The sequence below is a fragment of the Micromonospora chokoriensis genome (genome assembly GCF_000718555.1).
GTDB classification, from domain to species: Bacteria; Actinomycetota; Actinomycetes; order Mycobacteriales; family Micromonosporaceae; genus Micromonospora; species Micromonospora chokoriensis_B.
The window spans coordinates 133302-146998 of the sequence record NZ_JOAN01000002.1 but is presented as its reverse complement, the minus strand read 5'-3'; the positions used below and the strand labels follow the sequence as shown (position 1 = coordinate 146998).

General features: G+C 69.7%; 15 protein-coding genes. 10 read left to right on the top strand and 5 right to left on the bottom strand.

Going from position 1 to position 13697, the window contains the following annotated elements; genetic code table 11:
* Window positions 1-81 precede the first annotated feature (81 nt).
* Together IF46_RS0104120 and IF46_RS35035 are read right to left on the bottom strand one after the other, a co-directional pair.
* Window positions 82-1320, bottom strand: a complete 1239-nt coding sequence (locus tag IF46_RS0104120) for an MFS transporter (protein WP_030486916.1) — start codon at window positions 1318-1320, stop codon at window positions 82-84.
* Between the two features lie 161 nt (window positions 1321-1481).
* Window positions 1482-1664 (bottom strand): hypothetical protein, encoded by a 183-nt coding sequence (locus tag IF46_RS35035; protein WP_030486915.1) that lies wholly within the window; start codon window positions 1662-1664, stop codon window positions 1482-1484.
* A 316-nt stretch (window positions 1665-1980) separates the two neighbouring features.
* On the opposite strand from IF46_RS35035, the gene IF46_RS0104110 reads away from it, so the two are divergent.
* The 3 genes from IF46_RS0104110 to wrbA all read left to right on the top strand — a co-directional run bounded on the left by IF46_RS0104110 (window position 1981) and on the right by wrbA (window position 3947).
* Complete coding sequence (locus IF46_RS0104110; protein WP_030486914.1) at window positions 1981-2694, top strand: alpha/beta fold hydrolase; 714 nt, start codon at window positions 1981-1983, stop codon at window positions 2692-2694.
* 105 nt (window positions 2695-2799) lie between these two features.
* Entirely contained in the window at window positions 2800-3192 is a 393-nt protein-coding gene (locus IF46_RS0104105) for a YybH family protein (protein WP_030486913.1), read from the top strand.
* Window positions 3193-3347: 155 nt separating this feature from the next.
* Window positions 3348-3947 carry an NAD(P)H:quinone oxidoreductase gene (wrbA, locus tag IF46_RS0104100; RefSeq protein WP_030486912.1) on the top strand — a complete coding sequence of 200 codons (600 nt, stop codon included), beginning with the start codon at window positions 3348-3350 and terminating at the stop codon, window positions 3945-3947.
* 97 nt (window positions 3948-4044) lie between these two features.
* On the opposite strand, the gene IF46_RS0104095 is transcribed toward wrbA, so the two are convergent.
* Window positions 4045-4647 carry a class I SAM-dependent methyltransferase gene (locus tag IF46_RS0104095; RefSeq protein ID WP_030486911.1) on the bottom strand — a complete coding sequence of 201 codons (603 nt, stop codon included), beginning with the start codon at window positions 4645-4647 and terminating at the stop codon, window positions 4045-4047.
* An 89-nt stretch (window positions 4648-4736) separates the two neighbouring features.
* On the opposite strand from IF46_RS0104095, the gene IF46_RS0104090 reads away from it, so the two are divergent.
* The 5 genes from IF46_RS0104090 to IF46_RS34205 all read left to right on the top strand — a co-directional run bounded on the left by IF46_RS0104090 (window position 4737) and on the right by IF46_RS34205 (window position 8658).
* Entirely contained in the window at window positions 4737-5573 is an 837-nt protein-coding gene (locus IF46_RS0104090; protein WP_030486910.1) for an alpha/beta fold hydrolase, read from the top strand.
* Entirely contained in the window at window positions 5566-6156 is a 591-nt protein-coding gene (locus IF46_RS0104085; protein WP_030486909.1) for a TetR/AcrR family transcriptional regulator, read from the top strand. Before IF46_RS0104090 ends, IF46_RS0104085 begins: the two co-directional genes overlap by 8 nt.
* Window positions 6157-6256: 100 nt before the next feature.
* Entirely contained in the window at window positions 6257-7144 is an 888-nt protein-coding gene (locus IF46_RS0104080) for a helix-turn-helix transcriptional regulator (protein ID WP_030486908.1), read from the top strand.
* A gap of 99 nt (window positions 7145-7243) precedes the next feature.
* The gene (locus IF46_RS0104075; protein WP_030486907.1) at window positions 7244-8242 is read left to right on the top strand and encodes a hypothetical protein; all 999 of its coding nucleotides are present in this window, start codon (window positions 7244-7246) and stop codon (window positions 8240-8242) included.
* A gap of 176 nt (window positions 8243-8418) precedes the next feature.
* Window positions 8419-8658: a hypothetical protein gene (locus tag IF46_RS34205; protein WP_030486906.1), complete on the top strand. Its 240-nt coding sequence runs from the start codon at window positions 8419-8421 to the stop codon at window positions 8656-8658.
* A 10-nt stretch (window positions 8659-8668) separates the two neighbouring features.
* Here the strand turns inward: IF46_RS34205 and IF46_RS0104065 are convergent, their stop codons facing one another.
* Both IF46_RS0104065 and IF46_RS0104060 read right to left on the bottom strand, forming a co-directional pair.
* Complete coding sequence (locus IF46_RS0104065) at window positions 8669-9553, bottom strand: CDP-diacylglycerol diphosphatase (RefSeq protein ID WP_232233925.1); 885 nt, start codon at window positions 9551-9553, stop codon at window positions 8669-8671.
* 167 nt (window positions 9554-9720) lie between these two features.
* Window positions 9721-10512 carry an IclR family transcriptional regulator gene (locus IF46_RS0104060; RefSeq protein ID WP_051723624.1) on the bottom strand — a complete coding sequence of 264 codons (792 nt, stop codon included), beginning with the start codon at window positions 10510-10512 and terminating at the stop codon, window positions 9721-9723.
* 201 nt (window positions 10513-10713) lie between these two features.
* On the opposite strand from IF46_RS0104060, the gene IF46_RS0104055 reads away from it, so the two are divergent.
* Both IF46_RS0104055 and IF46_RS0104050 read left to right on the top strand, forming a co-directional pair.
* Window positions 10714-11925: a fumarylacetoacetate hydrolase family protein gene (locus tag IF46_RS0104055; protein WP_157562561.1), complete on the top strand. Its 1212-nt coding sequence runs from the start codon at window positions 10714-10716 to the stop codon at window positions 11923-11925.
* Window positions 11922-13436: an aldehyde dehydrogenase (NADP(+)) gene (locus IF46_RS0104050; protein ID WP_030486902.1), complete on the top strand. Its 1515-nt coding sequence runs from the start codon at window positions 11922-11924 to the stop codon at window positions 13434-13436. Before IF46_RS0104055 ends, IF46_RS0104050 begins: the two co-directional genes overlap by 4 nt.
* The last annotated feature ends 261 nt before the right edge of the window (window positions 13437-13697 follow it).

Below are 13697 nucleotides of genomic sequence, written 5' to 3'. Positions count from 1 at the left end.
AGCTTGCACTTTCTATTCCGACACAGTGGACATTCGCGCCATGTTGACATCCGAAGGTGCAAGATCAGCGCGACTGGGCGGTCACACCCGAGCCTCGGTGGGTGTCGGCGGCGCGTCGAGGGGTAGGTCGCGCAGCCGGCGGATCGGCGTCGAGAGGTAGATGATCGGAGACAGCACGGTGAGCGCTCCGAAGATCAGCAGAGTGGTGCGGGCGCCGAGCGGCCCGGCCAGGATGCCGGCGAGCAGGCCGCCGAGCGGGATGGCGCCCCAGGAGACGAACTTGACCGTGGCGATCACCCGGGACAGCAGTTCCGGCGGGCTGGCGAGCATCCGGTACGTGCGGGTGGTCACGCTGAGCACCACTGAGGACCCGGCGAAGACGATGTTGCCCACGGCGAAGGCGAGGAGTGCGGCGGTGCCGGTGCCCAGCGGGATGATCAGCGCGCCGGCCACGCCGACGACGGCAGCGATGATCAGGCCGCGGGCGGTGCCTACCCGGTCGGTGAAGCGGGTGGTCAGCGCGGCGCCGATGAGGGTGCCGAGGCCGTCGGCGGCGAGCAGCAGCCCGACCATGAACGGCGATGCGTGCAGCTCGCGCACCAGGTAGAACGGGAAGAGGGCCAGCATCGCGCCGTTGACGAAGTTCGTCGCGGTGGCGTCCCACATGGCCGGTCCGATGATCGGATGCCGGAGCACGTAGTGCCAGCCCTCGCGGATCATCGTGACCATCGGTGGCCGTTCAGTCGGTCGCTGCACCCGCCGGGCCGGGAGGGTTCGCAGCAGCACGGCGGAGAGCAGGTAGCTGACGGCGTCCACGAACAGCGTCGGCACCGCACCCAGCAGCTGCACCGCGAGACCGCCCAGGGAGGGCCCGCCCAGCGCGGTGGCGGCATGCGTGCCGGAAGTGAGGCTGTTGCGGGCCTGTAGCTGCGCGGCCGGCACGATCTCCGGCAGGAACGTCTGGTTCGCCACGTCGAACAGCACGTTGGCGAAGCTCACGACCAGGGCGACCGCGATCAGCTGAGCCACCGTCAGCGTCTCGAACCACCAGGCGAGGGGGACGGAGGCGATGGCAACGGCCCGGATCAGATCCAGGCAGACCTGCATGCCGCGCAGCGCTACGCGCTGCACGATCACCCCGGCCGGCAGGCTGATCAGGAGGTACGCCAGATAACCGGCCGCCGTGATCAGACCCATCTCGAAGGCGGACGCGTCCAGCACGGTCAGCGCGGTCAGCGGCAGGGCCACCCCGCCGACCGCCGAGCCGAGGTGGCTGGTCGTGCCGGCCACCCACCAGCGCCAGAACGTTGTAAGTCCCATAATGGAACTCACTATAGGTGTGGGCGGGAAGAGGCGTCGACCCGCCGATGCGGGCTCGCCCGAGGGCCCGCCGCCTATCCCGCTCGGCGCACCATTGCGCTGATCCAGCTGGGCGCGAACGGAGACGTGCAGCCGGGGGAGGTTGGATAGTCCTTGAGCACCTACAGGCGTTCGCCGATGTCGATCGCCCGGGCACGGTGCTCTGCGTGTGCGATCCCGATCTGCGCCAGGCAGTGGTTCATCGCCCACTGCAGGCGATCCGGCGCGTCCTTCATCTCGCGTACCTTCGGGTCCTCCAGCTCGACCAGCTCGGCCAGCACCTCGGCCAGCGTCGCTGCCACCACCGCAGCCTCCTGCCCATCGGGTTGATGCACCTCACCGCGGGTCCGGCGCGGCAGGCCGCCGGCTGTGGGGCGGGGTCGTGCCGCGCCGGATCCCCCCTTTGCTCTGCACCCGCCCACGCGCCAGTTACGGACCGTGCGTGGTGCGCGGGCGGGTGCAGAGCAAAGGGGTGGCGTGCCTCGGGTGAGGCGGGCTCGGCGGAAACACCGACGGGTGGAAGCCGTCGGGACCGGACGTTTCACACTCGCGTAACGGGTATCCAGGCGTACCAGTGCGACCCGGCGGTGAACAGCTTCACGGAGTGAGGGAGCGCCTATCATGCCTGATCCACAGCCCACCATCGTTCTCGTGCACGGCGCGTTCGCCGACTCGGCAAGCTGGAATGGCGTGCTCGAGCGGCTGGGTGCCGCGTACGACTCGGTGGCCGCCGCGAACCCGCTGCGCGGCGTCGCGGGAGACGCCGCGTACGTGCGGGATGTCGTCCGCGGGATCGGCGGCCCGGTCGTCCTCGTCGGCCACTCCTACGGCGGCATGGTGATCACGCAGGCCGCCGCCGATGACACCTCGGTGCGGGCCCTCGTGTACGTCAACGCCTTCGCTCCGGACACGGGTGAGTCGGCGCTGGCGCTGTCCGCGAAGTTCCCCGGCAGCACGCTCGCCGACACGCTGGTGAAGTACCCGCTGTCGGCCGGCGGGAACGAGGTGGCCATTGGCCAGGAGCAGTACCACGCGCAGTTCTGCGCGGACGCGTCGGAGAACATGGCCGCGCTGATGGCTCGGACCCAGCGGCCGATCACCGAACAGGCCCTGGGCGACAAGCTCAACGGCGACCCCGCCTGGCGATCGCTGCCCAGCTGGTTCGTCTTCGGGGACGCTGACAAGAACATTCCCGCCGACGTGCACCGCTTCATGGCCGAGCGAGCCAACCCCCGAGGGCAGCGCGAGATCGTCGGCGGGTCGCACGCGATGGCGGTGGCCCGGCCGAGCGAGGTCGCCGAGACGATCATCGAGGCGGTTCGGGGAGTGAGCTGACTGGCCCGGACGGAACGGGTGGCTGGCGGTGGGCCGACGACGAGGGGTCGCCGGCCCACGTGGGTTTGCCCCGCTGAGGGCCGCTCGGCTGGCAGGGTGATGTCCATGGACAGGAAGCACGTCGAGGATTGGCTCGCCGCCTACGAACGGCTCTGGCGGACTCCGGGCACCGATGCGCTGGTCACGATCTTCACCGAGGACGCGAGCTACCAGCAGGGGCCGTACTGGACGCCGGTCGTCGGCCTGCCGGCCATCGCCCGGATGTGGGAGAAGCAGCGCAAGGGCCCCGACGAGGTGTTCCAGCTGACCACGGAGATCGTCGCGGTCGAGGGGGATACCGCCGTGTCGCGCCAGGAGGTCCGCTACGGCGACCCGGTCGACCAGGAGTACCGCGACCTGTGGGTCATGCGGTTCGCCGACGACGGACGGTGTCGGTCGTTCGAGGAGTGGCCGTTCTGGCCGGGGCAGCAGCCCGCCAACCCTCCGGACGGCTCCTGACCCGAAGTGGTCACCGCGTCCGGGGACGGCTGGTGTGCGCCGTCACGACCGTGGGATTGGTCGGGCCGTTGGGGTACTGCGAGGGGGCTGCTACAGTCGAGATTGTTGCTGCAGCAAATTTATCGGCAGCAACTACTTTGAGGAAGGATGCTCCGATGACCAAGCTCTCCGTCATCTACTACTCGTCCACCGGCACCCTCCACGCCATGGCCAAGCGCCTTGCCGAGGCTGGCGAGAAGGCCGGCGCCGAGGTGCGGCTGCGTCAGGTTCCGGAGCTTGCCCCGGCAGAGGCCATCGCCTCCAACGCCGCCTGGAGCCAGCACTTCGACGCCACGAAGAACGAGCCGAAGGCGACCGCCGACGACGTCGTCTGGGCGGACGCGGTGCTGTTCGGCACTCCCACCCGCTACGGCAACGTCGCCAGCCAGCTCAAGCAGTTCATCGACACCCTCGGGCCGCAGTGGGCGCAGGGGCTGCTCGCCGACAAGGTGTACGCCGGTTTCACCGCATCAATGACCTCGCACGGGGGTCAGGAGTCGACGCTTCTCGCGCTCTACAACACCGTCCACCACTTCGGCGGTCTGGTCGTCGCCCCGGGCTACACCGACCCGCTCAAGTTCGCTGACGGGAACCCGTACGGCGTCTCGCACGTCACCGGCGGAAACAACGACGCCCCGCTGGGCGACGCCCAGTTCGCTGCCCTCGACCACATGGCCGCGCGGGTCGTCAAGATCGCCGGGAAGCTCAGCGCCTGAGCGCGCTGCCGCCGTACCGGAAGCCCCCGCTTCAATCCGGGTGCGCTGTTGGCGAAGGGCCGGTCTCCCGCGCTGGGAGGCCGGCCCTCGGCGGCCCTCACACCGCGACCGCCGCGATGGCGGCGAGCGGCCGATGCTTGTCGTTGCCGGGCCGCCGGAGGCGTTCGACCTCCCGGAAACCGGCCCGGGCGAGTCGCTCGGCGATCTCGTCGACCGGCCAGCGATAGGCGGTCACAACCTTGTGGTCGAAAGCGCCGACCTCCTCGGCGTCGAAGACGCCCAGGACCAACCGCCCGGCAGGGGTCAGCGCCCGCCGGAACTCCTTGAGTAGGCCGTCGAGCTCCTGCGGCGGTAGATGGATCGACGAGTACCAGGACAGGATGCCGTCGACGGAGCCGCCGGCCACGTCGAGGCGTTCCATCGAACCCAGCTCGAACTCGACGTCCGGGTGGGTCGCCCGCGCGTGCGCGATGAACTCGGGAACCAGGTCGATCCCCGTCGCCTCGACGCCCAGCGCATGAAGGTAGCCGGTGAGGTGGCCTGGGCCGCACCCCAGATCGAGCACCGTGCCCGGCCGGCTCGCCAGGTGTCGCCTGATGAAGGCGAGGTCGTCGGCGTCCACCTGCTGGATTGTGCCGAACAGCTCGATGTAGAGCTCCGCGACGGACGTGTAAGCCTGCTGCACCTTGTCCGTTTCCATCGCGGCACTATACGGCTCCGCGCGCTTGACTCCTCAAGCTAATGTCATTAGCCTTTAGCTAACCGCATTAGCTGATCCTGGAGAACATCATGACTGAAAACCTGCGCATCGCCGGCAACACCATCGCCTACGAGGTGACCGGGGAGGGCCCACTCGTCGTCCTGGCGCACGGCATGGGCGACAGTCGACACTCCTACCGCTTCATCGCTCCGGCTCTGGCCGCGGCCGGATACCGGGTCGCCAACGTCGACATCCGCGGCTCCGGCGACTCCAGCCTCGGCTGGGACGGTTACAGCCGCACCGACATCGCGGGCGACCTCGTCGCCGTTGTGCGCCACCTCGGCGGCCCGGCCGTGATCATTGGTCAGTCGATCAGCGGCGGTGCCGCGACGATCGCAGCCGCCACTGCGCCCGAGGTGATCGCCGGTGTCATCGAGCTGGCCCCGTTCACCCGCGCCCAGTCCTTCGACCTTGGCGGGTTGGTGCGGGTGAAGCGCTTCCGGGCCGGCTACCTTCAACTGGCGCAGGTCATCATGCGCGGAAGCCTCGCGAACTGGAAGAAGTACCTGGACGTGGCAATCCCAACCAAACCCGCCGACTGGCACAGCGAGCTTGCGCGCATCGAGGCCAAGATGAGTGAGCCCGGCCGGATGTCGGTGCTTCAGGCGATGTCCAAGAGCAGCCCGGCCGACGCCGGTCGACAGCTGCCCAACGTCACCTGCCCGGTCCTGGTTATCCAGGGCAGCGCCGACCCCGACTGGGCCGACCCGCGCGCCGAGGGTGAGCGCATCATCGCCGACCTACCGCAAGGGCTCGGCGAGTTGGCCGTCATCGAGGGCGCCGGCCACTACCCGCACGTTCAGACGCCCGACGAGGTTCTCGCACTGGCCCTGCCCTTCCTCGCCAGGACGCTGACCGATGCCTAAGGCCCGTCTCACCCCGGCGTCGGTCACCGAGGCCGGAGCCGCGCTGGCCGACGAGGTCGGCTACGAAAATCTCAGCATGGGCCTGCTCGCCGAACGGCTCGGGATCAAGACCCCCTCGCTCTACAAGCACGTCACCAGCCAGGCCGACCTGGCCCACCGCATCGCCATCCTGGCCATGACAGAAATGGGTGATGCCATCCGCGACGCCACCCAGGGCCGATCCGGCAGCGATGCGCTCGTCGCGGGCGCGCAGGCGATGCGGACCCACGTGCGGAAACACCCCGGCCGGTACGCGGCGGGCAACACCGCCCGCCCGACCGGGCCCGACGACCCGCTCATCCCGGCCACTGAGCGGGTGCTCGCTTCCTGGGCGGCCATGCTGAGTGGATACCGACTGGACCCTGGCCAGCAGATCCACGCCATGCGGATGCTGCGCAGCGTCCTGCACGGGTTCGCGACCCTGGAGGCGGCCGACGGTTTCCAGATCGACACGTCCGTCGACGAGAGCTTCACCTGGTTGATCAATTTCATCGATCATGGGCTGCGGGCTGGCGCTGTCACCGGCAGCGCCACCGACCGCTGACACCCCGGGTCGCGTCGACGCGTACGGGCTGCCTCGGCATGCGGTGCCTACCCCTGGCAGGGAGTGGTTGGAGCGGGCAGGGCTCGCAATACTTCGAGTCATGAACGCGAGAGGACAGCTCGGTGATTTCCTCCAGGCCCGGCGCTCCCAGCTGAGGCCAGAGGACACCGGCGTGGCGACGTACGGTGAGCGGCGCCGGGTTCGAGGGCTGCGCCGGGAGGAGTTGGCCCTGCTGGCCGGAGTGAGCGTCTCGTACTACTCACGGTTGGAGCAGGGGCAGGCCGTGAACGCCTCACCCGAGGTGCTCGACGCGCTCGCCCGGGCACTGCGGCTCGACGACGCGGAACGCCGTCACCTGAGCGAGCTCGCGGCCGCAACCCGCCGTCGGCCCGCCGTACGTCGCCCGGCACCGGAGCGGGTGAGCCCGGCGGTACGCCAGCTCGTCGCGGCGCTCGGTGACGTACCCGTGGTGGTGCTCGGTCGCCGTGCCGACGTGCTGGCCTGGAACACCGCCGGTCATGCCCTGTTCGCCGGCCACCTGGACCCGGAGATCCCGCAGCGGCCGAACCGGCACCCGAACATGGCCCGGCTGGTGTTCCTGGACGCGCACACCCGTGACCTGTACGCGGACTGGCCCACCAAGGCCCGCGCGGTGGTGGCGACGCTGCGGATGGCGTCCGGGCAGCACCCGGACGATCCGCTGATGGCTGCGCTGGTCGGTGAGTTGACAGTGCGGAGCCCGGAGTTCGCCGCCATGTGGGCCGACCACCGGGTCAAGGCCGGCGGCGACACCATCTACCAGATGCGTCACCCGCTGGTCGGTGCCATGGACGTGACACAGCAGACCCTGCGTACCGAGGACGGCCAGAGCGTCGTCGTCGCCACCACCGAACTCGGCTCGGCATCTCACGCTGCGATGACGTTGCTCGTGCATGGCGCCGTCACCACCCGTGCCGGTGTTCCGCAGCCGCTCGTCAGGCGCGAATAGCGCCTTCCCCATCGGCTCGACACGAGGTGCTCCGCCAGGAGCGCCGGACCCGTCGTGCCCGCTTCACGCCCATCAACAACACCGTGAGTAAGGACAGAAATGCGTAAGAGAACAATGACCCTCGCAGTGGCACTCGCAGCAGCGGGGATCGGCGTCGTGACGGTCGTACCGTCGAGCGCCGCACCGGCCGCGACCGCACCGGCCCTCACCGTCGGGCCGGCCCGAGCGTCGGCCGCGTCGGTGCCGTCGCGGATCGCGGTCCACTTCGATCTGACGAAGGGGCAGATGCCGGAGAACATCGCGGTCGGCCCGGACGGCACCACCTACGTCACCTTCGCGGCCGCCCGACAGGTCGCCGCGGTCACCCCGTCCGGCGGGACGCGGATCCTGGCGACCCTGCCGGCACCAGCCGACGGCGGCGTCAACACGCCGGTCCTCAGCTTCGCGCTGACCACGGGCATCGTCCGAATGACCGACGGCACCCTCTATTTCCTCTACGCGAGCGGCGATGCCGCGACCACCGGCCTGTACCGGCTCCGCCCCGGTCGGGCCCCGCACCGCATCGCCGCCCTGCCGGCCGACGGGCTCCCCAACGGCCTGGCGTTCGACGCGCAGGCGAAGAGGTTCTACCTCACGGACTCCGTGCTTGGCACGATCTCGACGGTTCCCCTGGAAGGCGGCCAAGCCGAGGTCTGGTCGTCGGCACCCGAGCTGGCCGCGGCGGGTTTCCTCGGCGCCAACGGCATCAAGGTACGCGCCGGCGCGGTCTGGGCGACCAACCTCGACCACGGCACGCTGCTGCGCATTCCGGTACGGCAGGGCCGGCCCGGACCCGTCCGGGTGGTGGCGACCGGCCTGGTTGGCATCGACGACTTCGCCTTCGTTGGTGACCAACAGGTCATCGCCGCGCTGAACGGGCCGAACACGCTTGTGAGCATCGACGCTGCCGGCCGTTCCCGAACGCTGATGACCGCCGCCGACGGGCTCCAGAACCCGACCTCGGTGGCTGTGCGCGGCCGCACCGTCTACGTGCTCAGCGCCGCGTACACCACCGGCGTCGACCCCAACCTGGCGCTGGCCACCCTGCCACTGCGCTGACCCGTCACGCCGCCTGCTGGGCGGGGCGAGTCGTACGCCGTCAAGCAATGGGGCTCGTTCCCTCGATACTGAGCAGTCGGATCGCCCGCCACCGTCGGATGACGGCGACGGGCGATCCGACGTCCCCGGAGCGGGACCGCTGAGGGCACTGTCGTCTCCGTCAGCGGGTCGGGTTGGTGATCGCGGGACGCCACGCCGGCCGACAGGCGGGCCTCGGGGACGTCTCCGATCGTCGCGCCGAACACGACGAGAGCGGCCTTGCCGACGAGCACGATCTCCCAGACGCCGGCCGTTTGCCGCGGCCTGACCGCGAGCAGGGTGAAAAGAGCGGCGAAGATGCCGAAGCGACACCACTGTTCCCCTGGCCAGCGGACCTGCGAAACTCCATCATCGACCGGCTGGCGCTGCTGCGATGACGGTGAGCCCTCAGGCGTACGCGAGCAGGAAGTCGACGGTGCCGGTGCCGCCCGGTTGACCGGCCGGGACGGGCAGGCCGGGTTCGCTGTTGAGGACGTAGAACCCGCCGCTGCCGATCAGGCGAGGTGTCACGGCGAGTATCTGCGCTGCCATGGTCGCTCCGGTCGGTTGCACCACACTGTCCAGCAGGAGTCGGAAGAGGTTTCCGTTCAGGTTCCCGACATGGAGCACACGGTACGAGCGGGGGGCTGGCTGGCCGGTGCTCGTCAGACCCCAGATCGGCACGATCTGGTTGCGCCACCGTGCCGGGTTGTTGCTGATCACGCTGTCGTGGTTGTTCAGTTGCGTCTGGATGCCCGAGTGGATGCCGGCGAGGTGGATGTGGAGTTGGTCCTGCTGGCGGATCATCGGGTCGGCTGAGTTGATGCCCAGCCCGATGTGCGGGTAGACGACGTGCCCCGGCTGCCCCGGTTGCGCGTTGTTCCACGCCTCCAGCCAGTAGTTCGGCGCGTTGGCGGTGGTGATGAACGGACACTCGATGCCACTGATCCGGCAACTGGGGACAAGCAGGAAGTCGTGGTTCGACCCCGATCCTCCATTGAGGATGACGTACGTGGGGGTCGTCCGCAGGCACTGCGGAAACGGTGGACCGGTCTTGGTGCCCTCACACACCTGGACCCGGTCCCACAGGTCGTACCTGCCGCCGGTGTCGGTGGGGAAGCCGCACAGGGCCGAGGGCGTGGGGCAGGCCGCGGCACCGGGGCTGCCAGGTGTCGTGGGGGACGGCTCGGGGGTCGGGCCTGCGTCGGCCAACGCCCGGTCTGCGCCGACCAGGCCCAGGAGCCCGGTGGCGCCGGCGGTCCCGGAGAGTCTGACGAACTGACGTCGGGGCATCGCGCTCATCGTCACGCTCCGTGGTTGCCGTGCTGAGGCGAACATGAACGTGTCGAGATTAGGGTTAAACCGGGCAATCGGTGCGTTGGGCAGCGAGCGGGTCCCCTGATCGTGTCGCCGCCGTGCCCCGTGCCGGGCAGCGCATTGATCGCCCGGGACGCGCGCGGTCAGGTCGCGGGGTGGCCGTCACCGTCCGGGTTCGTCGAGGACGGCGGCGCGTAGCCGAGCTCGTACGAGATCTGGTTGGCGGTCTCCAGGAGGAGCGGGAGGTTGCTCTTTAGCTGGTCGAGGTTTGCGATGACCTCGATCGCCGTGATCGAGGCGGCGGCGATGACCCGCCCCCGCGAATCCCTGACCGGCGCGGCCACGCACTTCACGTACGCGTCGTGCTCGCCGTTGTCGGTGGCCCAGCCGCGCTCGTGGATGCGGGTGAGTTCGGCTTCGAGGGCGTCGTGGTCGGTGAAGGTGGTGTCGGTGAATCTCTCGAAGACGACGGGGGAGAGGAGACGGTCGCGTTCCTCCCGGGGAAGGTAGGCCAGGATCGTCTTGCCGACGGCGCTCGCGTAGACCGACACCGCGCGTCCCACCCGTGACGGCAGCTTGACGGCGTCGAACGCCGGGCTGTCCACCTTGTCGATGTAGATGATCTCGTCGCCGGTCAACTGCGCCAGGTGCACGGTGTGGCCGGTCTCGCGTTGCAGTGCCCGCAGGTGTGCGGCAGCGGGTTGGCGCAGGTCCATCGAGCCGAGCGCGAGCTCGGACAACTCGATCAGCCCGCTGCCGAGCACGTAGGTGCCCGCGCCGGTCCGGCGGACGAAGCGCGCGGACTCTAGTGTCTGCAGGATTCGCAGGGCTGTGGACTTGTGGACGCCGAGCACGTCCGCAGCCTCCGTAAGGGACAGCGGGTGCTCCGCGGATCGACGGATGAGGTCGATCGCGCGGCGAATCGATTGCGCCAAGGCTGGCTCCCCTCGCGCGACGGGCAGCGCCGTCGCTGTCATTGCATATTGTGCAATGTAGCTGACGCGATGCGCAATCACCGCTTGACACCGTTGCACATAGCGCTACGCTCGTTGCAATTTCCTCCGCGTGACCCTGACTCGCAACAGTGGAGTACCGATGGGTAATGACCGCTCTCACTTCGACCCGGCGAGCGGCTCATGACGGTGCCTCGGCCCCGGGGACGGGCCGCGGGCGCGCAGTGGGCCGGGACTGCCGCCGAGGCGTTGCCGGACGATGTCGAGCACAGTGTCCTCATCGGCCGGATCTGGGATCCGTCCGGCGACGGCCCCTCGCCAGTGACCGTTCGCGACGGCGAGGTCATCGACATCAGCCACCGGTTCCCGACCGTCCGGGACATCTGCGAGCTGCCCGATCCCGCCGCGACGGTGGCCGGGCTCGACGGCACACGGGTGGGCGACTTCGGGGAGATACTTGCCAACACGGGGGCCGCGACCCGGGACCGCACCCGGCCCTGGTTGCTCGCCCCGGTCGACCTTCAGGCGCTCAAGGCAGCCGGCGTGACCTTCCCCATCTCGATGATCGAACGCGTGATCGAGGAGCGGGCACGGGGAGACCTGGCGCTGGCCGCCGACATTCGTCGCCGCATGCTCGCCGACATCGGTGTCGACCTGCACAGCCTGGAGGCCGGCTCGGCGGAGGCAGAGCGGCTCAAGTCGTTGCTGGTCGCCGAGGGCATGTGGAGTCAGTACCTGGAGGTGGGGATCGGCCCGGACGCCGAGATCTTCACCAAGGGGCAGATCCTCTCCGCCGTCGGCACGGCCGTTCCGGTCGGCGTGCTCGCCGCGTCGACCTGGAACAACCCGGAGCCCGAGGTCACGCTCATCGTCGCGTCCAGCGGCCGGATCGTCGGCGCCACCCTCGGCAACGACGTGAACCTGCGCGACATCGAGGGCCGCTCGGCGCTCCTGCTCCCCCTGGCGAAGGACAACAACGCCTCCTGCGCGCTCGGCCCGCTGATCCGGCTCTTCGACGATCGGTTCGGGATGGATCAGGTCCGCGAACTCGAGGTGCGCCTGGAGGTCCGTGGCGTGGACGGCTTCCACTTGGAGGCGGTCTCGGAGATGACGCAGATGTCGCGCGACCCGGAGGAGCTGGTGCGGCAGATGATCGGCCCGCACCACCGCTACCCCGACGGCGCCGCCCTGATGCTCGGCACCATGTTCGCGCCGATCCAGGACCGGGACCGCCCCGGTGAGGGTTTCACCCACAAGGTCGACGACGTGGTACGGATCAGCTGCCCGGCGCTCGGCACCCTGGTCAACCGGGTGCGGCACGCGGAGGAGTGCGAGCCCTGGCACTTCGGCGTCCGCGATCTCATGGGCAATCTGGTGAGGAGAGGACTGCTGTGAACGTGGTCATCACTGTCGATCCGCGCGACGGTCAGCGTCGCGCGACGGATCTCACCGAGACCGACGAGTCTCGGCTGGAGGTGATCGCCGCTCAGGCGTCCCGGGCGGCGCAGTGGTTGGCCGCCCTCGGGCGGCTCGGCCGGGCAGAACTGCTGGACGCGATCGCCGCGTCACTGGAGTCGCGCCGGGTCGACCTGATCGCCGCCGCCGAGGCGGAGACCGGGCTGAGCCACGCACGGCTCGACCAGGAACTGACCCGGGCCGCGGTCCAGTTCCGGATGTTCGGCGAGGTGCTGCGCGACGGGGCGTACCTCGAAGCGGCCATCGACCATGCCGCCGACACCCCGCTCGGACGCGGCCCGGACCTGCGGCGGATGCTCGTACCCCTCGGGCCGGTCGCCGTCTTCGGAGCCAGCAACTTCCCGTTCGCCTTCTCGGTCGCCGGCGGTGACACCGCCGCCGCGCTCGCCGCCGGCTGCCCGACGATTCTGAAGGCCCACCCGTCGCACCCGCTGACCTCGCACGCCTCGGCCGCCGCGATCGAGTCGGCCATCCGCGAGCGCGGCGGGCCCGAGGGGGTCATCGCGATCGTGTACGGGGAGCAGGCCGGCCGGGCGCTGGTGCGCCACCCGGCGATCCGCGCGGCCGCCCTGACCGGCTCGGTCGGCGCCGCCCGCGCCATCCAGGCGGCCATCGACGAACGGCCCGATCCCATCCCCCTGTACGCCGAGCTGAGCAGCGTGAACCCGATCGTCGTCCTGCCCGACGCGGCTGCCGACCGGGGTGACCAGATCGCCGAGGGACTGTTCGGCTCCTTCACCAACTCGGGCGGTCAGCTGTGCACCAAGCCCGGCCTGGCGTTCATCCCGGCGGACCCGGGCGGTGACCACCTGGTCGACGCGCTGCGGGCACGAGTCGCCTCGGCGGGCGGCGCGGTCCTGCTCAACGAGCGCATCCGCGACGCGTACGAGGACCGGGCCACGGAGTTCGAGCGGGCCGGCGCTCGGGTCACGGCGCGGCCTGAGGTCGACCCTGGCGTGGGCTTCACCGTCGCCCCAACCCTCCTGGAGGTCGGCCTGTCCGGCCTGACCGCTGAGATCGCCGACGAGTGCTTCGGCCCGCTCCTGGTCGTGGTCCGCTATGGCGACGCCGCCGAACTCGACGTCGCGCTGGCCACTGTTCCGCCGTCGCTGACCGGCTCGCTTCATTCCGGACCGGGGGACGACGCCGACGTGGTGCGTCGCCTGGTCGACGGGCTCGCCGCCCGCGCGGGTCGCATCGTCTTCGACGGGTACCCCACCGGTGTCCGCGTGTCGTGGGCCCAGCACCACGGCGGACCCTGGCCGTCGACGAACGCCGTGCACACATCGGTGGGCGCCACGTCGATCCGACGGTTCCTCCGCCCGCTGGCATGGCAGGATGCTCCGGCCTGGATCCTCCCCGAGGAGTTGCGCGACGAGTACGTCACCATTCCCCGGCGAGTCGACGGGATGTTGGCGACTGGCGGTTGAATTGCTTGACGAAATTGACCCGACGGAGATTCCACGCGCCAGTCGTCAGGGCTACCGCAGCATGCCCGAATTGGTTTATGCGCGATTCCGTGGGTTCGACTTCCGAGCTCCATGCTGACCGTCAATGCAATTCATCGTTTTGCCTTCGGTAGGGCTTCGATGTGAGCGCTCGCATCGCTGCATCGCTCGTTACTGGCCCCGTACTCCCTGTGGTGGGGAAGTCCCGGCCGCGCACCCCCGGTGAAGCCAGGGTTGCGCGGC

Excerpts from the sequence above, each read along its gene's own strand:
- wrbA (WP_030486912.1), top strand. The coding sequence starts at position 3,348 with ATGACCAAGCTCTCCGTCATCTACTACTCGTCCACCGGCACCCTCCAC.
- IF46_RS0104110 (WP_030486914.1), top strand. The coding sequence starts at position 1,981 with ATGCCTGATCCACAGCCCACCATCGTTCTCGTGCACGGCGCGTTCGCC.
- IF46_RS0104075 (WP_030486907.1), top strand. The coding sequence starts at position 7,244 with ATGCGTAAGAGAACAATGACCCTCGCAGTGGCACTCGCAGCAGCGGGG.
- IF46_RS0104080 (WP_030486908.1), top strand. The coding sequence starts at position 6,257 with ATGAACGCGAGAGGACAGCTCGGTGATTTCCTCCAGGCCCGGCGCTCC.
- IF46_RS0104095 (WP_030486911.1), bottom strand. The coding sequence starts at position 4,647 with ATGGAAACGGACAAGGTGCAGCAGGCTTACACGTCCGTCGCGGAGCTC.
- IF46_RS0104085 (WP_030486909.1), top strand. The coding sequence starts at position 5,566 with ATGCCTAAGGCCCGTCTCACCCCGGCGTCGGTCACCGAGGCCGGAGCC.
- IF46_RS0104120 (WP_030486916.1), bottom strand. The coding sequence starts at position 1,320 with ATGGGACTTACAACGTTCTGGCGCTGGTGGGTGGCCGGCACGACCAGC.
- IF46_RS0104105 (WP_030486913.1), top strand. The coding sequence starts at position 2,800 with ATGGACAGGAAGCACGTCGAGGATTGGCTCGCCGCCTACGAACGGCTC.
- IF46_RS0104055 (WP_157562561.1), top strand. The coding sequence starts at position 10,714 with ATGACGGTGCCTCGGCCCCGGGGACGGGCCGCGGGCGCGCAGTGGGCC.
- IF46_RS0104090 (WP_030486910.1), top strand. The coding sequence starts at position 4,737 with ATGACTGAAAACCTGCGCATCGCCGGCAACACCATCGCCTACGAGGTG.
- IF46_RS0104065 (WP_232233925.1), bottom strand. The coding sequence starts at position 9,553 with ATGCCCCGACGTCAGTTCGTCAGACTCTCCGGGACCGCCGGCGCCACC.